This is a genomic window from Paraburkholderia sp. Clong3, assembly GCF_050436485.1.
Classification (GTDB): domain Bacteria; phylum Pseudomonadota; class Gammaproteobacteria; order Burkholderiales; family Burkholderiaceae; genus Paraburkholderia; species Paraburkholderia tuberum.
The window spans coordinates 1,337,103-1,359,095 of sequence record NZ_JBNDMH010000002.1 but is presented as its reverse complement, the minus strand read 5'-3'; the positions used below and the strand labels follow the sequence as shown (position 1 = coordinate 1,359,095).

20 protein-coding genes are annotated in these 21,993 nt (G+C 64.9%); 8 read left to right on the top strand and 12 right to left on the bottom strand.

Annotated features, from left to right (window positions below; translation table 11 throughout):
* Positions 1-75: 75 nt before the first annotated feature.
* From OKW30_RS10500 to OKW30_RS10450, 11 genes are all read right to left on the bottom strand, one after another.
* Positions 76-1,923: a PhoH family protein gene (locus tag OKW30_RS10500; RefSeq protein ID WP_184063761.1), complete on the bottom strand. Its 1,848-nt coding sequence runs from the start codon at positions 1,921-1,923 to the stop codon at positions 76-78.
* Positions 1,924-2,026: 103 nt separating this feature from the next.
* Positions 2,027-2,161, bottom strand: a complete 135-nt coding sequence (locus OKW30_RS10495) for a hypothetical protein (RefSeq protein ID WP_260321379.1) — start codon at positions 2,159-2,161, stop codon at positions 2,027-2,029.
* Between the two features lie 117 nt (positions 2,162-2,278).
* Positions 2,279-2,740: a peroxiredoxin gene (locus OKW30_RS10490; RefSeq protein WP_184063758.1), complete on the bottom strand. Its 462-nt coding sequence runs from the start codon at positions 2,738-2,740 to the stop codon at positions 2,279-2,281.
* 186 nt (positions 2,741-2,926) lie between these two features.
* Complete coding sequence (locus tag OKW30_RS10485) at positions 2,927-3,820, bottom strand: polysaccharide deacetylase family protein (RefSeq protein WP_184029077.1); 894 nt, start codon at positions 3,818-3,820, stop codon at positions 2,927-2,929.
* A 10-nt stretch (positions 3,821-3,830) separates the two neighbouring features.
* Entirely contained in the window at positions 3,831-4,877 is a 1,047-nt protein-coding gene (locus OKW30_RS10480; RefSeq protein WP_429346652.1) for a bifunctional UDP-4-keto-pentose/UDP-xylose synthase, read from the bottom strand.
* On the bottom strand, positions 4,874-5,803 hold the full coding sequence (locus tag OKW30_RS10475) for a formyltransferase (RefSeq protein WP_429346651.1): 930 nt from the start codon (positions 5,801-5,803) through the stop codon (positions 4,874-4,876). The genes OKW30_RS10480 and OKW30_RS10475 overlap by 4 nt, the downstream gene beginning before the upstream one ends.
* Positions 5,800-6,843 (bottom strand): glycosyltransferase, encoded by a 1,044-nt coding sequence (locus OKW30_RS10470; RefSeq protein WP_184063750.1) that lies wholly within the window; start codon positions 6,841-6,843, stop codon positions 5,800-5,802. The genes OKW30_RS10475 and OKW30_RS10470 overlap by 4 nt, the downstream gene beginning before the upstream one ends.
* A 6-nt stretch (positions 6,844-6,849) precedes the next feature.
* A complete protein-coding gene (locus OKW30_RS10465) occupies positions 6,850-8,001 on the bottom strand; it encodes a DegT/DnrJ/EryC1/StrS family aminotransferase (protein ID WP_187628316.1) in 1,152 nt (383 codons plus the stop codon).
* A 176-nt stretch (positions 8,002-8,177) separates the two neighbouring features.
* Positions 8,178-8,549 (bottom strand): SMR family transporter, encoded by a 372-nt coding sequence (locus OKW30_RS10460; protein WP_013089326.1) that lies wholly within the window; start codon positions 8,547-8,549, stop codon positions 8,178-8,180.
* A gap of 24 nt (positions 8,550-8,573) precedes the next feature.
* Positions 8,574-10,427, bottom strand: coding sequence for an ArnT family glycosyltransferase (locus tag OKW30_RS10455; RefSeq protein WP_184063744.1), 1,854 nt, complete (start codon positions 10,425-10,427; stop codon positions 8,574-8,576).
* A 71-nt stretch (positions 10,428-10,498) separates the two neighbouring features.
* Positions 10,499-10,873: an Mth938-like domain-containing protein gene (locus tag OKW30_RS10450; protein WP_090804589.1), complete on the bottom strand. Its 375-nt coding sequence runs from the start codon at positions 10,871-10,873 to the stop codon at positions 10,499-10,501.
* Between the two features lie 444 nt (positions 10,874-11,317).
* Here OKW30_RS10450 and OKW30_RS10445 point away from each other — a divergent pair, with 444 nt between their 5' ends.
* The 6 genes from OKW30_RS10445 to OKW30_RS10420 all read left to right on the top strand — a co-directional run bounded on the left by OKW30_RS10445 (position 11,318) and on the right by OKW30_RS10420 (position 17,784).
* Positions 11,318-12,565, top strand: a complete 1,248-nt coding sequence (locus OKW30_RS10445; protein ID WP_311539526.1) for a pyridoxal phosphate-dependent aminotransferase — start codon at positions 11,318-11,320, stop codon at positions 12,563-12,565.
* A gap of 111 nt (positions 12,566-12,676) precedes the next feature.
* Positions 12,677-14,008, top strand: a complete 1,332-nt coding sequence (locus OKW30_RS10440) for a homoserine dehydrogenase (RefSeq protein WP_184029020.1) — start codon at positions 12,677-12,679, stop codon at positions 14,006-14,008.
* 8 nt (positions 14,009-14,016) lie between these two features.
* Entirely contained in the window at positions 14,017-15,468 is a 1,452-nt protein-coding gene (gene thrC / locus OKW30_RS10435; RefSeq protein WP_429346650.1) for a threonine synthase, read from the top strand.
* Between the two features lie 244 nt (positions 15,469-15,712).
* Positions 15,713-16,948 carry a molybdopterin molybdotransferase MoeA gene (locus OKW30_RS10430; RefSeq protein WP_429346649.1) on the top strand — a complete coding sequence of 412 codons (1,236 nt, stop codon included), beginning with the start codon at positions 15,713-15,715 and terminating at the stop codon, positions 16,946-16,948.
* Positions 16,949-16,993: 45 nt separating this feature from the next.
* Positions 16,994-17,251 carry a molybdopterin converting factor subunit 1 gene (moaD, locus tag OKW30_RS10425; RefSeq protein ID WP_184063732.1) on the top strand — a complete coding sequence of 86 codons (258 nt, stop codon included), beginning with the start codon at positions 16,994-16,996 and terminating at the stop codon, positions 17,249-17,251.
* 56 nt (positions 17,252-17,307) lie between these two features.
* A complete protein-coding gene (locus OKW30_RS10420; protein ID WP_090804601.1) occupies positions 17,308-17,784 on the top strand; it encodes a molybdenum cofactor biosynthesis protein MoaE in 477 nt (158 codons plus the stop codon).
* Between the two features lie 74 nt (positions 17,785-17,858).
* Here OKW30_RS10420 and OKW30_RS10415 read toward each other — a convergent pair whose 3' ends face one another.
* Positions 17,859-18,413 (bottom strand): group III truncated hemoglobin, encoded by a 555-nt coding sequence (locus tag OKW30_RS10415; protein ID WP_429346648.1) that lies wholly within the window; start codon positions 18,411-18,413, stop codon positions 17,859-17,861.
* 265 nt (positions 18,414-18,678) lie between these two features.
* Between OKW30_RS10415 and OKW30_RS10410 the strand changes: the two genes are divergently transcribed.
* Positions 18,679-19,209 carry an Rrf2 family transcriptional regulator gene (locus OKW30_RS10410; protein ID WP_184064880.1) on the top strand — a complete coding sequence of 177 codons (531 nt, stop codon included), beginning with the start codon at positions 18,679-18,681 and terminating at the stop codon, positions 19,207-19,209.
* Positions 19,210-19,379: 170 nt separating this feature from the next.
* Positions 19,380-21,977: an ATP-dependent chaperone ClpB gene (gene clpB, locus OKW30_RS10405; RefSeq protein ID WP_184063726.1), complete on the top strand. Its 2,598-nt coding sequence runs from the start codon at positions 19,380-19,382 to the stop codon at positions 21,975-21,977.
* The last annotated feature ends 16 nt before the right edge of the window (positions 21,978-21,993 follow it).

Here is a 21,993-nt window from a genome sequence, read left to right as displayed (position 1 = left end):
CGCAACAAAAAAAGCCGCGTCCGGAACGAACCGGACGCGGCCTGCGATCAAACGCCGGAAAAAAACGGCAAACCTCTAGAGAATCTCCGACGCGTAGTCAGCGAGGCGCGAGCGCTCGCCGCGCGCGAGCGTTACGTGTCCGCTGTGCGCCCAGCCCTTGAAGCGATCGACCACATAGGTCAGGCCCGAACTGCCCTCGGTCAGGTAAGGCGTATCGATCTGCGCGATGTTGCCAAGGCAGATGATCTTCGTGCCCGGACCCGCGCGCGTGACGAGCGTCTTCATCTGCTTCGGCGTCAGGTTCTGCGCCTCGTCGATGATCAGATACTTGTCGACGAACGTGCGGCCGCGCATGAAGTTCATGCTCTTGATCTTCAGGCGCGAGCGGATCAGCTCCTGGGTGGCGGCGCGGCCCCATTCGCCGGCGGCGTCGTCGGTTTTCTGCAGCACTTCGAGGTTGTCGTCGAACGCGCCCATCCACGGCTGCATCTTTTCCTCTTCGGTGCCCGGCAGAAAGCCGATGTCTTCGCCGACCGGGACCGTCGCGCGCGTCACGATGATCTCGTTGTAGCGCTTGTCGTCGAGCACCTGCGCGAGACCCGCCGCGAGTGCGACCAGCGTCTTGCCGGTGCCGGCCTGGCCGAGCAGCGTGACGAAGTCGATGTCCGGATTCATCAGCAGGTTCAGCGCGAAGTTCTGCTCGCGATTGCGCGCCGTGATGCCCCACACGTTGTTCTTGTGGTGGCCATAGTCACGCAGCGTTTGCAGCAGCGCGGTCTTGCCGTTCAGTTCGCGCACCAGCGCATGAAATGCGGGCTCGCCGTTCTGCGGCTCCAGATAAACGAACTCGTTGACCAGCATCGATGCGCACAGCGGACCCGTCACGCGGTAGTACGTGGTGCCGGTTTTCGTGTCCTGCCAGCTTTCCATGCCCTTCGCGTGCCTGGTCCAGAAGTCTTGCGGCAGCGCGCGGATGCCCGTGTACAGCAGGTCGCTGTCCTCGAGCACCTGGTCGTTGAAGTAGTCTTCGGCGGGCAGACCGAGCGCATGCGCCTTGATGCGCATGTTGATGTCTTTCGACACCAGCACGACCTGGCGATCCGCGCGATCGCGCTGCAGCGCGCGCACGACGCCGAGGATCTGGTTGTCGGCCTTGCCTTCGGGCAGACCTTCGACCGGCTCGATCGCGGTCAGCCGGGTCTGGAAGTACAGCCGCCCGGACGCCTCGCGGCTGCCCAGACGCGCGAGCGAAATGCCGTCGGCCATGTCGCCCGCGTTCGCGACGAGCGCGTCGAGCGTGCGGCTCACCTGACGCGCGTTACGCGCGACTTCCGACATTCCCTTCTTGTGGTTGTCGAGCTCTTCCAACGTCATCATCGGCAGATAGACGTCGTGCTCCTCGAAGCGGAACAGGCAGCTCGGATCGTGCATCAGCACGTTGGTGTCGAGCACGAAAAGCTTCTGCACCTCGGCTGGCGTGGCGCCCGTGCCACGTTTCTTGCGCGTGGCGGCAGGGCTCGCTGCGGCGGGCGCGGCGGCTGTTTCGTCCGTGCGCTGCTTCGCGGCAGGCGCGCGTGCGACGATCGTCTGCGCTTCGGCCGCGTCGGCTTCGAGCTGCGCTCGCGCGGACGGAACCGGCTGCAACAGCGCGGCGGTCTGCCTGGTCTTGCGGCCGCGCGCGGGCGCGGGTTGCGCGGCGGGCGGCGACTCGACGGCGGGCACGGGCCACAACGTGGTGGCGGCGTTGGCAGCGTGCGCCATCGGTGTGGCGACATTGACGCGGCCGTAATCGGCCGACTCTGCGGATTCCCCTTCACGCGCCTGTTTTTTCGCGGTGGAGCGCGCGGGCGTGACGGCTTTGGCCTTGTATTCGTCAGGCGACAAAAGATTGCCGAGCTTGTTGGGGGGAGTAGGCAAAGGCATGGTTTCCCTCGGAATGATCGGGTCACATATCGTGCGCCGCCCGTCGCATTCTGACGATGCCCTCATGGGACATCGAGTTTGCGCAAGGAGGCGCGCATTCGGTCTAGAGATGCCGGTTCGCCTGGTTTTCGATAGGCTCCTTGACGGAAGCGCGTGAACCAATGAACGAACGGTCGCGCGCAATTAAAAAAGCCGCCGCCCCGGCATTCGGGGCAAGCGGCTCGACGATGATGCTCACGTTGCGCCTCACGCTCCGAACGGCACCGGTGGATCCGGTCAGGCGGCCGTCAGGGCTGGCGCAGCGGAGAACAATGTGGGGTGGACAGGCACTCATTGCGGGCCAATATAACGCGCATCAAAGCGCTTGTACAGCCTCCAGAATGTCGTCGACGTGGCCCGGCACTTTAACGCCGCGCCACTCCCGGCGCAGCACGCCATCGGCGTCGATGAGGAACGTGGAGCGCTCGATGCCCCGTACCTCTTTGCCATACATTTTCTTCATTTTGATGACGGCGAAGAGGGCGCACAGCGTTTCTTCCGGGTCGGAAATCAGCGGGAAGGGTAGTTCGAGCTTAGCCTTGAAGTTGTCATGCGAACGCAGGCTGTCGCGCGACACGCCGATCACTTCCGCGCCGGCTTTCTTGAACTTCGGATACAGATCGCGGAACTGCAACCCTTCGGTCGTGCAGCCCGGCGTGTTGTCCTTCGGATAGAAATACAGCACCACCTTCTTGCCCCGCAGCTTTGACAGCGTAATTTCGCCGCCCGTCGCGGCGGCGGTGAAGTCGGGGATGGGTTGGTCGACTGCGATGGACACGAGGTTCTCCGGTTATTGGGGCTGGCGTCGCTAGGTGCCGCGGCGTCGGCCGGTCTGTCGTCGAGGTTGTTGTTGTTCGGGAATACGGTCGGCGCGCGGTTGTCCGATCGTCAGACCCGGCAAGGAAGCGGGCAACAGGCGGGTAACAAGCGGCGCGCCTTCTAACGACTCCCGCGTCGCGGGCCTTCAGGGCTGGACGATCAGTTCGCCGGAGCGTCCCGGAATCTCGCCCCACGCGACAGGGTACGATGGCAGCGTGTCGCGGTCTAGCGTGGCGTAGTAATCGCCCATCGTCGCGAACGTATGGCCCTGGGCGCGCCAGCCTTCGAGCAACTGTTCGAAAACCGGCGCGAGTTTCTGTCCTTCGAGTTCCGCGTGCAGCGTGAACACCTGGTCGTGCGGATTTTTTTCAGTTTGTTTCAGCATCCACGCGGCGACGTTGTGCGTATCGACACCATCGACACCGAGCACTTCGTCGAGCGTCGGGAGCGTGGTCGGCATCTGCACGTGCTTCAGCGTCCTGCCGTCGACCACCGGCAGATATGGCGAGTGGCCGCGGCCGTCGGAAGCGTAGCGCATGCCCCACGCGTCGATCTGCTCGAACGCGTGGCCGTTCATCTGCCAGCCCGCGGCCCCGTGCGTGACGGGCGGCGCGCCGAATATCTCGATGAACCGCGCGTGGCTCCGCTGCATCTGCGCGACGGTCCACGCGCGATCTTTGGCGCGCACGTTGTCCTGCCAGTACACGTGATCCCACGTATGGATGCCGCACTCGAAGCCGGCTTCGTGGATCGCGCGCATCTCGGCCGCGGCCTTCGCGCCGATGTCCGGACCGGGTAGCAGCACGCCGTACATCAACTGCCTGACGCCGTAATGTTCGACCACCGACGTGCGCGACACCTTCTTCAGAAAGCCCGGCCGCAGCACGCGGCGCATCGCCCAACCGGTGTGGTCGGGCCCGAGGCTGAACAGGAAGGTGGCGCGCGCCTTGAAGCGGTCGAAGATGCGCGCGAGATTCGGCACGCCTTCGCGGGTGCCGCGCAGCGTGTCGACGTCGATCTTCAGGACGATGCGAGCCAAGGACGCGCCCTTATTGCTGTTCGACGAGTGCGCGGGCTTCCGCGACGTGGCCGCGATACGCTTCGAAAATCTTGCGCAGCGCTTCGTCGAAAGTCGACGTGGGTGCCCAGTTGAGTTCCTGCTTCGTATTGTCGATCTTCGGCACGCGGTTCTGCACGTCCTGATAGCCGTTGCCGTAGTACGCGCCCGACGACGTTTCGACCAGTTGCACCTTCCTGGCCGAGTCCGCGTATTCGGGGAATTCGGCCGCGAGTGCCAGCATCTTGTGCGCGAGCTCACGCACCGAGAAGTTGTTGATCGGGTTGCCGATGTTGTAGATCTTGCCGGTGGCGACGCCGTTCTTGTTCTCGATGATCTTCATCAGCGCGCTGATGCCGTCGTCGATGTCCGTGAACGCGCGCTTCTGCGCGCCGCCATCGACGAGGCTGATGTTCTCGCCGCGCACGATGTGGCCGAGGAACTGCGTGACCACGCGCGAGCTACCTTCCTTCGGCGTGTAGATCGAGTCGAGGCCCGGGCCGATCCAGTTGAACGGACGGAACAGCGTGAAGTTCAGGCCTTCCATGCCGTAGCCCCAGATCACGCGGTCCATCAACTGCTTCGAGCACGCGTAGATCCAGCGCGGCTTGTTGATCGGGCCGTACGACAGCTGCGATTCTTCCGGATCGAACTGCTCGTCCGTGCACATGCCGTAGACCTCGGAGGTCGACGGAAACACCAGATGCTTGCCGTACTTGACGGCCGAACGCACGATCGGCAGGTTCGCCTCGAAGTCGAGTTCGAACACGCGCAGCGGCTGCTTCACATACGTTGCGGGCGTGGCGATCGCGACGAGCGGCAGAATCACATCGCACTTCTTGACGTGATATTCGACCCATTCCTTGTTGATCGTGATGTCGCCTTCGAAGAAGTGCATCCGCTCATGATTGACGAGGTCGCCGAGACGTTCGGTCTGCATGTCCATCCCGAACACTTCCCAGTCGGTGGTTTCGAGAATGCGTTTGGACAGGTGATGGCCGATGAAGCCATTCACACCCAGAATCAGGACTTTTTTCATGAATGAGATTGGATGAGCTGGGCGAATTCCGCCGGACTGACGGCAGACTCGCCGCCGTCGTGCTGGTGCCGCAATTCGTGGATGTTGATCGTGCGGCCGTCGCCGCAGATCGCGAAAACGGCATTATCGCTTACGTGCAGGCCCGGGGGCAAATCCGAGCGGAGCGCGCCGGGCGCGGCCAGACGCGCGCGCGCGACGATGAAACGGCGCCCGTTCAGCTCGGTGAACGCGCCCGGATACGGCGGCGCGACCGCGCGGATCAGGTTGTAGACCTGTTGCGCGGACTGATTCCAGTCGATGCGGCCGTCTTCCGGTTTGCGCCCGCCGTAGTAGCTGCCATGCGCGAGATCGTTCGGCAGATGCGGCGCCTCGCCCGCGAGCAGTGCCGGCAGCACGCGCCACAGCGTTTGCTCGGCGGCGACCGTGACCTTGTCGAAGACCTGCGCGGCGGTGTCGTCGGGCAGGATCGGCACCGGTGTTTGCGCAAGGATCGCGCCGGCGTCGGGCTTCGCGGCCATTTCGTGCAGCGTTGCGCCGGTTTCGCTTTCGCCGTTGAGCACCGCCCAGTTGGTCGGCACGCGTCCACGATACTTCGGCAACAGCGAGCCGTGCATGTTGTAAGCGCCCCGTGCGGCGATCGCGAGCAGGTCGAGCGGTAACATGTGGCGGTAGTAGAACGAGAAGATGAAGTCCGGCCGCGCGGCGCTCACCGCGGCGCGCAGTTCGGGGCTCTTCGGATCGGCCGGCGTGACGACGGCAATGCCGTGCCCGGCTGCCACCGATGCGACGCTGCCGAACCAGATGTTCTCGCTCGGGTTGTCTTCGTGGGTCACGACGAGCGCGACCTCGACGCCGCGCGCGAGCAGCACCTGCAGGCAGCGCACGCCGACGTTGTGATACGCGAATACGACGGCGCGCGGCTTCATGGATGGTGTCCCTGGTCGGCGACCGGCACCGGCTGCACGCCTTGCACGACGGTCTGACGCGGCGCTTCGGCGACGGCCCCGCCGTCGCGTTGCTCGAGAATGGTCTGCACCAGATAACGCGGCCGCGCACGCACCTGCTGATAGATCCGGCCGATGTATTCACCGAGCAGGCCGAGCGCGAAGATGATCACGCCGAGCAGGAAGAACGTGATGGCGAACAGCGTGAACACACCTTGCACTTCCGCGCCGATGATGAAACGGCGAATCAGCAGCAGGACGAACAGCGCCGCAGACCCTAGCGACAGGATCACGCCGATGAACGACAGCCATTGCAGCGGCACTACCGAGAAGCCGGTGACGAGGTCGAAATTCAGACGGATCAGCGAGTACAGCGAGTACTTCGACTCACCGGCGAAGCGTTCCTCGTGCGCGACCTCGATTTCCACCGGATTCTGCGCGAACGTGTACGCGAGCGCCGGGATGAACGTGTTGATTTCGCCGCAGCGGTTGATCGTATCGACGATATGGCGGCTGTAGGCGCGCAGCATGCAGCCCTGGTCGGTCATCTTGATGCGCGTGATGCGCTCGCGCAGATGATTCATCGCGCGCGACGCCTTGCGGCGCCACAGGCTGTCCTGGCGCTGCCGACGGATCGTGCCGACGTAGTCGAAACCTTCGCGCATCTTCGCGACGAGCTTGCCGATTTCCTCGGGCGGATTCTGCAGGTCGGCGTCGAGCGTGATCACGATGTCGCCGCGCGACTGCTCGAAGCCCGCGAGAATCGCCATGTGCTGGCCGTAGTTGCCGTTCAGCAGGATCACGCGCGTGGTGTCGGGGCGCGCGCGGAACTGCCCGGCGAGCAGCGCCGCGGATTTGTCGCGGCTGCCGTCGTTGATGAAGATCGCTTCATAACCGGTGCCGAGCGCGTCGAGCGCCGGATAGAGGCGCGCGAACAGCGCGGCCAGTCCGGCTTCCTCGTTGTACACCGGAATGATGATCGACACTTCCGGTGCGACGGCGCGATGTTCCGAATAAGTCATGTCCGCTTATTTTCCGTAGTGTTCGCAAATTTCGTTGACCGCGCGGCACACGCGCTCGACGTCGCCTTCGTTCATCAGCGTGAAGAGTGGCAGCGTGACGGTGGTGGCGCCGAAGCGCTCCGCGTGCGGGAACATGCCTTCCTTGAAGCCGCGCGCGCGGTACAGGGAAAACAGGTGCAGCGCCGGGTAGTGCACGCCCGAGCCGATGCCGCGCTCCTTCAGCTCGCCCATGAAGCCGGCGCGGTCGATCGACAGCTTTTCGAGCGGCAGCGTGATCTGGAACATGTGCCAGTTGCTGTTTTCGAAGTCCGCGGGCGGCAGGCCGACGCCGAGCCGAACGGCCGCGCCGCCTTCGAGTTGCGCGAAGTACGCGCGCACGAGCTTCTTGCGCTGCGCGATGAAGCGCTCGAGATGCGGCAGCTGGCCGAGGCCGACACGCGCGGCGACGTCGGTCAGGTTGTACTTGCCGCCGAGCACGTCGCAGTCCATGCCGTCGAAGCCGGTGCGCGTGATGCCCTGCAGCCGGTACTTCTGCGCGAGCACCGCTTCTTCCTCGTTGTTCAGCACCAGCGCGCCGCCTTCGACCGAGGTCAGGTTCTTGTTCGCGTGGAAGCTGAACGACACGATGTCGCCGAGCTTGCCGATGCGCTCGCCGTTCCAGGTGGAGCCGAATGCCTGCGCGGCGTCTTCGATCACGCGCAGCTCGTGCGCGCGGGCGATCCCGTACAGACGGTCCATGTCGACCGGCAGGCCCGACAGGAACACCGGCAGCAACGCCTTGGTGCGCGGCGTGATCGCTTTTTCGAGCAGGTCGAGATCGATGTTGCGCGTGATCGGGTCGATGTCGGCGAACACTGGCGTCGCGCCGGTTTCGAGGATCACGTTGCAGGTCGACACCCAGGTGGCCGGCGTCGTGATCACTTCGTCGCCGGGGCCGACGCCGGCGATGCGCAGGCCGATTTCGAGCGTCGCGGTACCGGAATTGAAGGTGCGCACCGGGCGGCCGCCGCAGAACTCGGACAGCGCGGCCTCGAACTTCTGGTTCTGCGGGCCGGTGGTGATCCAGCCGGAACGCAGCACGTCGGCGACGCCCTGGATCGTTTCCTCGTCGATCTCGGGTTTGACAAACGGCAAAAACGGGACTTGTGACTGGCTCATGAATGCATCGCTCGATTGAAAGGGGCGCCGCCCGACGGGCGCGAAGTAAACCACAAACTACCCGCAAACCCAAGGCCGCGGCTTAAAAAACGCAACCGCACAGCTTACCGCGGCCTACCTTACGTCACGCTTAGGCGGCGCGTGTGCCGCGCCGGTTCCTACGCGGGGCGCCGCGCCTAGCTGCGCGCGAGCACGACCACGCCGACGAGAATGATGCCGATGCCGACCAGCTTCTGCACCGACATCACTTCGCCGAACAGGTACCACGCGGCGATCGCGTTGACGACGTAGCCCAGTGACAGCATCGGATAGGCGATCGACACGTCCACGCGCGAGAGCCCGATGATCCACACCGCCACGCTGATCACGTAGCAGGCGAGTCCGCCGATGATCGGCGGCTGGGTTGCCAGCTTGAAGCCGATGGGCAGGATGTTCGCACGGGTGAATTCGAAGTGTCCAACGGCATTCGTGCCGGCCTTGAGCAGCAGCTGCGCGCCGGCATTCAGCGTGACGCCGGCCAGGATGCAGAACAGGGAAATCGGGTTCATCGAACGGTCTGGTTCTCGAAAGGGTTAGGGCTTTGCCGCGGGCGTGGAGACGGGGGCCGGCGTGGCCGATGCCGCGGGCCTCACTTCCACGACTGCCGAGGCGGCGTTAGCGGGGGTAGCGGGGGTAGCGGGCGCTGCTGCTGCCGCTGCGGCCGGGGCGGCGGCGGGAGCCGCGTCGGCGAGCGGCTTCATCACCACCACGCGGCGCGGATCGCGCGCGATCACCTGCATCGGCACGCCTTGCTTGACGAGGCGGTCGTAGGTCGGCGGCGGGATCAGCGCGAGCGCGTAGCGATCGGCCTTCCAGCGCTCGATCCACGCGTCGACCGTCGGCACCCATTTTTGCGGCTCGACGGACACGCCGAATGCGAGCTCGTCCGGGTGCGCGACCATGATCATCGTGTGGCCGATGTAGAACGGCAGCGTGTGGTCGAGCACGCCGACCGAGTAGAACGGCGTGTCGGGCGGCAGCTTCGCGAGCTCGGCCTTGATCGCGGGCGCGAGCGGCGCGCCGGAACTCAGGCGCCCGAACACGTCGTGGCCGGTGCCCGCGATGGTGCCGAGCAGCAGCCAGCCCGCGCCGAACGCGGCGAGGCTGCCGAGACCGACTCGCGCGTTGGCGCCCACGCCGCCCTGGCCGCGGCGGTTCAGCCACAGCGCGAACAGCGTGAGCACGAACGCGACGGCTAGCGCGGCGAGCACCCACACGCGGTATTCGGCATACAGCTCGGCTGGATTGCGCGCGGTGCCGAAGCGCGGCAGGAACAGCGCCGCAAACGCGGCGACCACGAAAAACAGCGCGTAGCCCGCCAGATGCCGGCGCAGCTGCTCGCGCGTGACGAGCGGCAGATACATGCCGATCAGCATCGCGATCGGCGGCGCGATCGGCAGCGTGTAGGACAGCAGCTTCGAGTGCGACGCGCTGAAGAACAGGAAAATGAAGACGATCCACGTGAGCATCAGCGTGACCGGCGCGAAGCCGTTCGGCTGACGCGGCTGGCGCCACGCGTGGCGCACGCTTTGCACGGTTACCGACAGCCACGGCAGGAAGCCCACCAGCAGTACTGGCACGAAGTAGTAGAACGCGCCGGGGCGATTCTGCTCGGGCGTCAGATAGCGCTTGAACTGCTGAACGACGAAGAAGAAGTTCAGGAATTCCGGATTGCGCTGCTGCACGAGGACGAACCACGGCGTCACGATCGCGAAAAAAACGATCAGCCCGCTCACCAGATGCAGACGCTTCCACAGCGCCCAATCGCGCGCGATCAGCGTGTAGAGCACCAGCACCGCGCCCGGCAGGATCAGCCCGACCAGGCCCTTGGAGAGCACCGCCAGCGCCATCGACGCCCAGCACACCCACATCCAGCCGCGCACGCATGGGGGCCGCAGATTCGGGCGCTGGGCGAGCAGCAGCGCGCACAGCGTGAGCGCCATCCAGAGCGACAGGCCCATGTCGAGCGTATTGAAGTGGCCCATCAGGTTCCAGTACGGCGAACAGGCGAGCACGAGTGCCGCGAACACGCCGGTCGCCGCGTTGAACACGCGGGCGCCGGTAAAGCCGATCAGCAGCACGCCGGCGAAGCCCGTCAGCGCGGTATAGAGGCGCGCCTGCCATTCGCCGATGCCGAACCACGCGAACGTCAGCGCGTTCGCCCAGGTTTGCAGCGGCGGCTTCTCGAAGTACTTGTAGGCGTTGTAGCGCGGCGTGATCCAGTCGCCGGTCAGGAACATTTCGCGCGCCATTTCGGCGTAGCGGCCTTCGTCGCTCGGCAGCAGATGGCGCCAGCCGAGCGGCACGAACCAGATCACGGCGAGAACCAGCACCAGCAACAGGATCGCGGTGCGATTGAGCGGTAGCCTCGACGGCGTATCGTTCATGAAATATCAACCCTTCTTGTTATCGACGGCGCGCGCACGGGCGCGACGCGGGGGGCCAGAACCGGGCACGCTCAGGCCTCGATCAGCAACGCGGCCGCGACCTTGCGGCCCTCGGCCATCAGAATGTTGTAGGTGCGGCAGGCGGCCTTGAAGTCCATCGTTTCTACGCCGATGCGTTTCGCGGTCAGCGCGGCGGTCAGGCGCGGGTGCGGGAAGCGCAGCCGCTCGCCGCTGCCGAACACGACCACTTCGGGCGCGGCGTCGACCAGCATCGCGAAATGCTCGGCGCTCAACTGCTCGAACGACGAGACGGGCCAGGGAATGACCGGCGCGTCCGGCAGCACGAGAATACTGCCCGCGTGACGCACCAGATTGATTTCGACGTAGTCGGCGCCGTAGCCGGTAACGGTATTGAGCGCGCCGCTGGAATCCTGATGTAATTTCAAATTGGTTTTCCGAAGTCGTCGTGAGACGTCATGCGTGTTGCCGGCCTGGCTGCACGTCGCACAGGCCGCGCGGTTCGACGCGTGTGACACACGAGAAGGCCGAAAAGGCTTGCCGATGCGGGTGGTGCATTGCGGAAGTCGGCCAAAATCCGCTAAATTATAACTTTTTAGCCGCCTTGCGGCGCCCCTCGCTCAAGTGCCGCCACAAGCCGCGCTGGGCGCATCGCCGTGGCCCACCGGCCACCTGGGTTGGCATCGCCCGCTTTCGCTGCGTTTTTTTTCACGCCGGAACCCGAAAAGCCGCGGCCGCTCGACAGTTCGACCCCATTTCGCGACTGGCCGCCGTCGCGTCCGAATTCCCCGTAGCGGTGAATCCGAGCGGCCCGGCGTCGTCAGCCAGGCCCCGTTTGCCCAAGGTTTGCCCCAGCCATCAACCAGGATCAAGTGCCCGCCGTGAAACCAATTCTCAAATCCAACAAGTTGTTGAATGTCTGCTACGACATTCGCGGGCCCGTCCTCGAACATGCGAAGCGGCTCGAAGAAGAGGGTCACCGCATCATCAAGCTGAACATCGGCAATCTGGCACCGTTCGGCTTCGAGGCGCCGGACGAGATCATTCAGGACATGATCCTGAACCTGCCCAGCTCGTCGGGCTACTCCGACTCGAAGGGCGTGTTCGCCGCGCGCAAGGCGATCATGCACTACACGCAGAAAAAGGGCGTGCACGGCGTCGAACTGGACGACGTCTACATCGGCAACGGCGCGTCCGAGCTGATCGTGATGGCGCTCCAGGGCCTCGTCAACGACGGCGACGAAGTGCTGCTGCCCGCGCCCGATTACCCGCTGTGGACCGCCGGCGTGAGCCTCGCGGGCGGCACGCCGGTGCACTACATCTGCGACGAGTCGAATAGCTGGATGCCCGACCTCGATGACATCCGCGCGAAAATCACGCCGAACGCGCGCGCGCTGGTCGTGATCAACCCGAACAACCCGACCGGCGCGCTGTACTCGGACGAACTGCTGCTCGGCCTGATCGAGATCGCGCGCCAGCACGGCCTCGTGATCTTCGCCGACGAGGTGTACGACAAGATCGTCTACGACGGCAAGACGCACACGTCGCTGGCGTCGCTGTCCGAAGACGTGCTGACCGTCACGTTCAACAGCCTGTCGAAGAGCTACCGCTCGTGCGGCTATCGCGCCGGCTGGATGGCCATTTCGGGCCTGACCGGCGAGAACCGCCGGCTCGCGAAAGACTATCTGGAAGGGCTCGGCATTCTCGCGTCGATGCGGCTGTGTCCGAACGTGCCCGGCCAGTACGCGATCCAGACCGCGCTCGGCGGCTATCAGAGCATCAACGACCTGATCGTGCCGGGCGGGCGCCTGTACAAGCAGCGCGAGCTCGCCTACGACATGCTGACGGCGATCCCCGGCGTGAGCTGCGTGAAGCCCGAGGCGGCGCTGTACATGTTCCCGCGCCTCGACCCGAAGGTGTATCCGATCCAGAACGACCAGCAGTTCATCCTCGACCTGCTGCTCGAAGAGCGCGTGCTGCTCGTGCAGGGCACTGGCTTCAACTGGAAGACGCCGGATCACTTCCGTGTCGTGTTCCTGCCGAACGTCGACGACCTCGCGGATTCGATCAACCGGATCGCGCGCTTCCTCGACGGCTACCGCAAACGTCACACAGCCTGAGCCGGGGTCGCGTACGATGTGGCGCCTGATGTGTCAAATGAGGCGCGCCGCTCGTGCCACCCCCGACACCCTCGACACCCTTTTCAAACCTCTACTAGAAACACACGCTGCATGGAACCGATCAAAGTTGGACTGCTGGGCTTCGGCACGGTAGGCAGCGGGACCTTCACGGTACTGCGCCGCAATCAGGAAGAAATCAAACGTCGCGCGGGTCGCGGCATCGAGATTGCGCGCATTGCCGTGCGCAACCCGGCCAAGGCGACCGCGGCGCTCGGCGGCGAAGCCGGCAGCGTGGCGCTGACCGATGACTTCAACGCGGTCGTCGACGATCCTTCGATCGCGATCGTCGCGGAAATGATCGGCGGCACCGGTATCGCGCGCGACCTCGTGCTGCGCGCGATCAACAACGGCAAGCACGTGGTCACCGCCAACAAGGCGCTGCTCGCGGTGCATGGCACGGAGATTTTCGAGGCGGCGCGCGCGAACGGCGTGATGGTCGCGTTCGAGTCGGCGGTGGCGGGTGGCATTCCGATCATCAAGGCACTGCGCGAAGGGCTGACGGCGAACCGCATCCAGTACATCGCGGGCATCATCAACGGCACGACGAACTACATCCTGTCGGAGATGCGTGACCGTGGGCTCGATTTCGCGACCGCGCTGAAGGCCGCGCAGGAGCTCGGCTACGCGGAAGCCGACCCGACCTTCGACATCGAGGGCGTCGACGCGGCGCACAAGGCGACGATCATGAGCGCGATCGCGTTCGGCGTGCCGGTGCAGTTCGACCGCGCGTACGTCGAAGGCATCAGCAAGCTCGCCGCGATCGACATCAGATACGCCGAGGAGCTCGGCTACCGCATCAAGCTGCTCGGCATCACGCGACGCACCGACAAGGGCATCGAGCTGCGCGTGCACCCCACGTTGATTCCGGAAAAGCGCCTGCTCGCGAATGTGGAAGGCGCGATGAACGCGGTCGTCGTGCATGGCGACGCGGTCGGCACGACGCTGTACTACGGCAAGGGCGCGGGCGCCGAGCCGACGGCTTCCGCCGTGGTCGCCGATCTCGTCGACGTGACGCGTCTGCACACGGCCGACCCCGAGCACCGCGTGCCGCATCTGGCATTCCAGCCGGACAGCCTGTCGAACACCCCGATCCTGCCGATCGAAGAAGTCACGAGCGGCTACTACCTGCGTTTGCGCGTCGCCGACGTGACCGGCGTGCTCGCCGACATCACGCGCATTCTGGCGGACACCGGCATTTCGATCGACGCGCTGCTGCAAAAGGAATCGGAGCTCGTCGACGCGAACGGCAAGGGCGAAACCGACATTCTGCTGATCACGCACGAGACGGTCGAAAAGCAGGTCAATGCCGCGATCAGGTCGATCGAGGCGCTCGAGACCGTCGTCTCGCAAGTCACGAAGCTGCGCATGGAAGCGCTGAACTAGGCCGAACTATGAACTACCTCTCCACGCGCGGCGCCGGAGCCGGCGAGCGCCATACCTTCTCCGAGATCCTGCTCGGCGGTCTCGCGAAAGACGGAGGCCTGTATCTGCCGGCCGACTATCCGCGGGTCACCGCGGACGAACTCACGCGCTGGCGCACGCTGCCGTACGCGGATCTCGCCTTCGAGATCCTGTCGAAGTTCTGCGACGACATTCCCGCCGACGATCTGCGCGCACTGACGCGCAAGACCTATACGGCCGCGACCTACTGCAACGTGCGCGACGACGAAAGCGCCGCGCAGATCACGCCGCTGAAGACGCTCGGCGTCGAAGACGGCGCGCCGCTGTCGCTGCTCGAACTGTCGAACGGTCCGACGCTCGCGTTCAAGGACATGGCAATGCAGCTGATCGGCAACCTGTTCGAGTACGCGCTCGCGAAGCATGGCGAAACGCTGAACATTCTCGGCGCGACGTCGGGCGACACCGGCAGCGCCGCTGAATACGCGATGCGCGGCAAGAAGGGCATCCGCGTGTTCATGCTGTCGCCGCACAAAAAGATGAGCGCGTTCCAGACCGCGCAGATGTACAGCCTGCAAGACCCGAACATCTTCAACCTCGCGGTGCAAGGCGTGTTCGACGACGCGCAGGACATCGTGAAGGCGGTGTCGAACGATCACGCGTTCAAGGCGAAGTACAAGATCGGCACGGTCAATTCGATCAACTGGGCGCGGGTCGTCGCGCAGGTCGTCTATTACTTCAAGGGCTACTTTGCCGCGACGAAGTCGAACGCCGAGCGCGTGTCGTTCACGGTGCCGTCGGGCAACTTCGGCAACGTGTGCGCGGGTCATATCGCGCGCATGATGGGTCTGCCGATCGAGAAGCTCGTCGTCGCGACCAACGAGAACGACGTGCTCGACGAGTTCTTCCGCACTGGTATTTACCGCGTACGCAAGGCGGCCGAGACGTATCACACGAGCAGCCCGAGCATGGACATCTCGAAGGCATCGAACTTCGAGCGCTTCGTGTACGACCTGCTCGGCCGCGATCCGGCGCGCGTGCTGCAATTGTTCCGCGACGTCGAGGAGAAGGGCGGTTTCGATCTCGCGGCAAGTGGCGACTTCGCGCGCGTAAGGGAGTTCGGTTTCGTGTCGGGCAGCAGCAGCCACGACACCCGCGTCGACACGATCCGCGACGTGTTCCAGCGTTACGACACGATGATCGACACGCACACGGCCGACGGCGTGAAGGTCGCGCGCGAGCATCTGCAGCCCGGCATTCCGATGATCGTGCTCGAGACCGCGCAGCCGATCAAGTTCGGCGAGACGATCCGCGAGGCGCTGCTGCGCGAGCCGGAGCGGCCGGCGGCGTTCTCGGGGCTCGAGTCGCTGCCGCAGCGCTTCGAGGTCGTGTCCGCGGATGCGCAGCGGGTGAAGGACTTCATCGTCGCGAATACCGGCGAATAAGGGCGAGCGGGCCGCGTGAGCCGTTTTACGGCTCACGCGGGATGCCGCGTCGCTTCACGTTGATCGACGCTCACGCCCGCACTACGAGAAAACGCTGGCCGCACCCTCCGCGGCCACGCATCGAAAAACACCAAAAGCTCCCCATAACGCCCGGCCGCCCAGGCTAACGGCATCGGCCGCTACAATGTTCTTTTAACCTGCGGCTTCCACCCTCCAGATGTCCACACCCACGCCCCGCGCCCCGATGCTCGCCACTGCCGATGCGCTGGCGATCCTGCTCGACGCCGCGCGCGCGCTCGACGGTATCGAAACGCTGCCGACGCTCGACGCGCTGAATCGCGTGCTCGCCACCGACGTCACGTCGCCGCTCGACGTGCCGCCGATGAACACGAGCGCGATGGACGGCTACGCGGTCCGCATCGCCGATCTCGCGCACGGCAGCCGCCTGCCGGTCTCGCAACGCATTCCGGCCGGCCATGCGCCGACGCCGCTCGCGCCCAACAGCGCGGCACGCATCTTCACCGGCGCGACGGTGCCCGCCGGCGCGGACGCGGTCGTGATGCAGGAGCAGACCGAGGCGGCTGGCGACGAGGTGACGATCGTGCATCGGCCGCAGGCGGGCGAGTGGATCACCGCACAGGGCGCCGATATTCGCGTGGGCTCGGTGATCCTGCCGGCCGGCACGCGGCTCACGCCGCAGGCGTTGGGACTTGCCGCGTCGGTCGGATGCGCGCGGCTCGAGGTGCGCCGCCGCGTGAAAGTCGCCGTATTCTTCACCGGCGACGAACTGACGATGCCCGGTGAGCCGCTGAAGCCCGGCGCGATCTACAACTCGAATCGCTTCACGCTGCGCGGCCTGCTCGAGAAGCTCGGCTGCGACGTGACCGACTATGGCATCGTCGCCGATCAACTCGACGCGACCCGCGCGACGCTGCGAGAAGCCGCCGAAGCGCACGATCTGATTCTCACCTGCGGCGGCGTGTCGGTCGGCGAGGAGGATCACGTGAAGCCGGCGGTGGAGGCCGAAGGGCGTCTGTCGATGTGGCAGATCGCCATGAAGCCGGGCAAGCCGCTCGCGTTCGGCGCGGTGCGGCGTGGTGCGGGTGGTGCGGGTGGTGCAAATGGGGGCGAGCCGGCCGAAACGTTTTTCATCGGCCTGCCCGGCAATCCGGTGTCGAGCTTCGTGACGTTCCTGCTGTTCGTGCGTCCGTTCGTACTGCGGCTGGCCGGCGTGCAGGCGGTCGCGCCGCGCGCGCTGTCGCTGCGCGCGGACTTCACGCAGGGCAAGGCCGATCGCCGCAACGAGTTCCTGCGCGCGCGCGTCAACGTGGCGGGAGGGCTCGATCTGTTTGCCAATCAGAGTTCGGCCGTGTTGACGTCGACCGTGTGGGGCGACGGTCTGATCGACAATCCGCCGAACCACGCGATCAGCGCCGGCGAAACCGTGCGCTTCATTCCGTTTTCCGAACTGTTGAACTGAGGCCGGTCGTCCGCGGCATGCGCGGCGTAGACCGGCGGTATCCCGATGAAGATTGAACTCCGATACTTTGCGAGCGTGCGTGAAGCGCTCAATACGTCCGCCGAAAGCGTCGAGGTGCCCGACGGCATCGCGACCGTCGGCGATGTGCGCGCGTGGCTGCGCGTGCGTGGCGGCATCTGGGCCGAGACGCTCGCCGAAGGCCGCGCGCTGCGCATGGCCTGCAACCACGTGATGACCGGCGCGAGCGCTCGCATCACCGAGGGCTGCGAGGTCGCGTTCTTTCCGCCCGTCACCGGCGGCTGAACCGCGCTCTCGCACATCACGTTCACGCCAGCGACAAAAGCCCTCAGGAGCCGTCCATGCCCGTTCGCGTCCAGACCGAAGACTTCGACCTCAGCGCCGAGGTGGCCGCGCTGCGCGCGCGCAATCCGAGGATCGGCGCGCTCGCGTGCTTCGTCGGCACCGTGCGCGATCTCAACGAGGGCAGCGCGGTCGAGACGATGGAGCTCGAGCATTATCCGGGCATGACGGAGAAGTCGCTCGAGGCGATCGTCGAGCGTGCGCGCGAACGCTGGCCGGGCATCGAGGTGCTGATCGTGCATCGCGTCGGCAAGCTGTATCCGCTCGATCAGATCGTGCTCGTTGCGACGACGGCCGCGCATCGCGGCGACGCGTTTGCGTCGTGTGAATTCGTGATGGACTATCTGAAGACCGAAGCGCCATTCTGGAAGAAGGAGAAAACCGACGCGGGCGAGCGCTGGGTCGACGCGCGCGTGACCGACGATGCCGCGCTCGCGCGCTGGGGAATCGATTCGGGAAATCGGACTCCGGAGTAAACGGGTCGCGGGCCGCGGAGTTGCGACGGCGCACGCGGCGTCTTTGTGTGAGGGGCGTCGGCGCCGGCCGACGTTCACTCGTCCCGCGAGCGTCCGATGATCGGCACCGGGAACGGCTCCCCAGCCGGCCGCGACGGATGCTCGCCATCGTCTTCAACGTCGCCATCTCGCGGCCGACGCTTCGGCGCCACCCGCTCGAGCAGCGCCTGCTGCTCCGGCGGGATCTTGTAATCCCAGCCGAAACGGCTCAGTTGCAGACTCTGCGCGATCCGCAGCGCCGGCTCCATGAAACGGACCGCCGCGGCCGGCTGATAGCGCGATTCGACCGTATCGAGGAACAGATACAGCCAGCGGCTGAAATGCTGCGGCTCGATGCCTTCGAGCGGCTGATGCGCCTGCTGCACGTTGCCGCGATACTGCTTCGCGCCGAGCACGAGGCTGCTCCAGAATGTGCACATCTTCGGCAGATGGTCGTCCCACCGGCCCGCGAGCTTCGCGTCGAAGACCGGACCGAGCAGCGGGTCGGCACGCACGCGATCGTAAAAGCCATAGACGAGGTCGCCGATATTGGCGTCGGTGGGTTCGGCCGCGCGTTCGACCGGCGGCGCGGCGGGGAAAGACGGATTCATGCGGATTCCAGAAAATTGCGGTTGCCGATGACGGCTGAACTGAACCTTGACCCCCCGTTTTTCTAACAAACGGTTGATGCGGAAAAAGCTACTATTGCTATCCGAAACAGTTTTGCAACGCGATTCGCGGAACGTCGCCCGCCGGCCAGTCATGCCCGCCAGTCATGTTAGGGCGTAGCGCTCGTTCCCGGCAACTCTTGCGTCGACGCGGTTATCGGGACGTTCAAGGCACTTGCTCGCAGCCTTTCAAGCTATACCGGGACCTATGAGACTTACCGACTATACGGATTACGCGCTGCGCGTGCTGCTGTACCTCGCGGTGCGGGGCGACGGATTATCGACGATTCAGGACATTTCGCAAGCCTACGGCATCTCGAAGAACCATCTGATGAAGGTCGTGCAGCAGCTGGGCGAGCTCGGCTGGGTCGAAACCGTGCGCGGCCGCAACGGCGGCTTGCGGCTCGGCGCGCAATCGCTGTCGCTGAGCGTCGGCGACGTGGTGCGGGTCACGGAAAGCGACTTTGCGCTGGTCGGCTGTCTGCCGGACCGGCAGGGCCAACAGCGGCCTTGCGTCATCACGACGCAGTGCCGGCTGCGTGGCGCGTTGCAGGCGGCGAACCTCGCTTTTCTCGCCGAGCTCGATCGTTTTACGATCGGCGAAGTCGCGCAACCGAAAAGTCCGCTCGCGGCGTTGCTCGGGTTAGGCTCCACGATTCAGATGGTGCCGCTGCCGATTACGGTGGTCTCGGATAGCACGCGCGGCGGCAGTCCGGCGACGCTGGGCCACAAGAACTAGAACATCCGGCCGGCTCCCGGGTGCGCAAACCCGCCCGGCCGCGCCACTGGGGAAGGATCGCGGCAGTTCTTGCGCTCAAATGTTAAATAGTTGCGACCGAGGCCAAAAAAGCGCTTGAAACCCTAATAAAACGCCTCATTTTGGTGGTAATCGAAATTGGAGGTCTCTTGATGAGAATCGACAAACTCACCACTAAATTCCAGGAAGCGCTCGCGGACGCCCAGAGTCTGGCGGTTGGCCACGACAATCAGTACATCGAACCCGTCCACGTGCTCGGGGCACTCGTCGCGCAGCAGGACGGCTCCGCTCGCTCGCTGCTGTCGCGCGCCGGCGTGCATGTACAACCTCTACAAACCGCACTGAACGACGCGGTCACGCGGCTGCCCCAAGTGCAAGGCACCGATGGCAACGTGCAGATCGGCCGCGAACTGACCGGTCTGTTGAACCAGGCCGACAAGGAAGCGCAGAAGCTCAACGACACGTTCGTCGCGAGCGAAATGTTCCTGCTCGCGGTCGCCGACGACAAAGGCGAGGCCGGCCGTCTCGCGCGCGAGCATGGGTTGTCGCGCAAGGCGCTCGAAACCGCGATCGCCGCGGTGCGCGGTGGCTCGCAGGTGCATAGCCAGGACGCCGAAAGCCAGCGTGAAGCGCTGAAGAAATACACGATCGACCTGACCGAGCGCGCCCGCGCAGGCAAGCTCGACCCCGTGATCGGCCGCGACGACGAAATCCGCCGTTCCATTCAGATCCTGCAGCGCCGCACCAAGAACAACCCGGTGCTGATCGGCGAGCCGGGCGTCGGCAAGACCGCGATCGTCGAGGGGCTCGCGCAGCGCATCGTCAACGGAGAAGTGCCGGAAACGCTGAAGAACAAGCGCGTACTGTCGCTCGACATGGCCGCGCTGCTCGCGGGCGCCAAGTATCGCGGCGAGTTCGAGGAGCGCCTGAAGGCGGTGCTCAACGACATCGCGAAGGACGAAGGGCAAACCATCGTCTTCATCGACGAGATTCACACGATGGTCGGCGCCGGCAAGGCCGAAGGCGCGATGGACGCGGGCAACATGCTGAAGCCGGCGCTCTCGCGCGGCGAGCTGCATTGCGTCGGCGCGACCACGCTCGACGAATACCGCAAGTACATCGAAAAGGATGCCGCGCTCGAGCGCCGTTTTCAGAAGGTGCTGGTGGACGAGCCGTCGGTCGAGGCGACCATCGCGATCCTGCGCGGTCTGCAGGAGCGCTATGAGCTGCACCACGGCGTCGACATCACCGACCCGGCGATCGTCGCGGCCGCCGAGCTGTCGCATCGTTACATCACGGACCGCTTCCTGCCCGACAAGGCGATCGATCTGGTCGACGAAGCCGCGTCGAAGATCAAGATGGAAATCGACTCGAAGCCGGAGGAGATGGATCGGCTCGACCGTCGTCTGATCCAGTTGAAGATCGAACGCGAAGCGGTGAAGAAGGAGAAGGACGAAGCATCGCAGAAGCGTCTGCAGCTGATCGAAGAGGAAATCGAGCGGCTCAACCGCGAATATTCGGACCTCGATGAAATCTGGACCGCGGAAAAAGCGGCGGTGCAAGGCAGCGCGCAGCTGAAGGAAGAGATCGAGAAGACGCGTGCGGAAATCGTGCGTCTGCAGCGTGAGGGCAAGCTCGAGAAGGTGGCCGAGTTGCAGTACGGCAAGCTGCCGGGTCTCGAGGCGCAGCTGAAGGAAGTCACGCGCGCCGAGGCCGAGGAGCAGAACAGTCCGAAGCGTCCGCGTCTGTTGCGCACGCAGGTCGGCGCGGAAGAAATCGCCGAGGTCGTGTCGCGGGCCACCGGCATTCCGGTGTCGCGCATGATGCAGGGCGAGCGCGAAAAGCTGCTGCAGATCGAGTCGAAGCTGCATGAGCGCGTGGTCGGCCAGGACGAGGCGATCAGCGCGGTCGCCGATGCGATTCGCCGCTCGCGCGCGGGTCTGTCGGACCCGAACCGTCCGTATGGCTCGTTCCTGTTCCTCGGGCCGACCGGCGTCGGCAAGACCGAGCTGTGCAAGGCGTTGGCGTCGTTCCTGTTCGATTCGGAAGAGCATCTCATCCGTATCGACATGAGCGAGTTCATGGAGAAGCACAGCGTCGCGCGTCTGATCGGCGCGCCGCCGGGTTACGTCGGCTACGAGGAGGGCGGTTATCTGACCGAGGCCGTGCGCCGCAAGCCGTATAGCGTGATCCTGCTCGACGAAATCGAGAAGGCGCATCCGGACGTGTTCAACGTGCTGCTGCAGGTGCTCGACGACGGCCGCATGACCGATGGCCAGGGCCGCACCGTCGACTTCAAGAACACGGTGATCGTGATGACCTCGAACCTCGGTTCGCAGGTCATCCAGGCGATGGTCGGCGAGCCGCAGGAAGCCGTGAAGGACGCCGTGTGGGAAGAGGTGAAGCTGCACTTCCGGCCCGAGTTCCTGAACCGGATCGACGACGTCGTCGTGTTCCACGCGCTCGATCGCTCGAACATCCAGTCGATCGCGCGGATCCAGTTGCAGCGTCTGCACGAGCGGCTCGCGAAGCTCGACATGCAGCTGGTGGTGTCGGACGCGGCGCTCGAGCACATCGGCAAGGTCGGCTACGACCCGCTGTTCGGTGCGCGGCCGCTGAAGCGCGCGATCCAGCAGGAGATCGAGAACCCGATCGCGAAGCTGATTCTGGCCGGCAAGTTCGGTCCGAAGGATGTAATTCCGGTCGAAGTGCACGACGGCAAGCTGCTGTTCGAGCGCGTCGTGCACTGAAGGCGATGGCTTGATG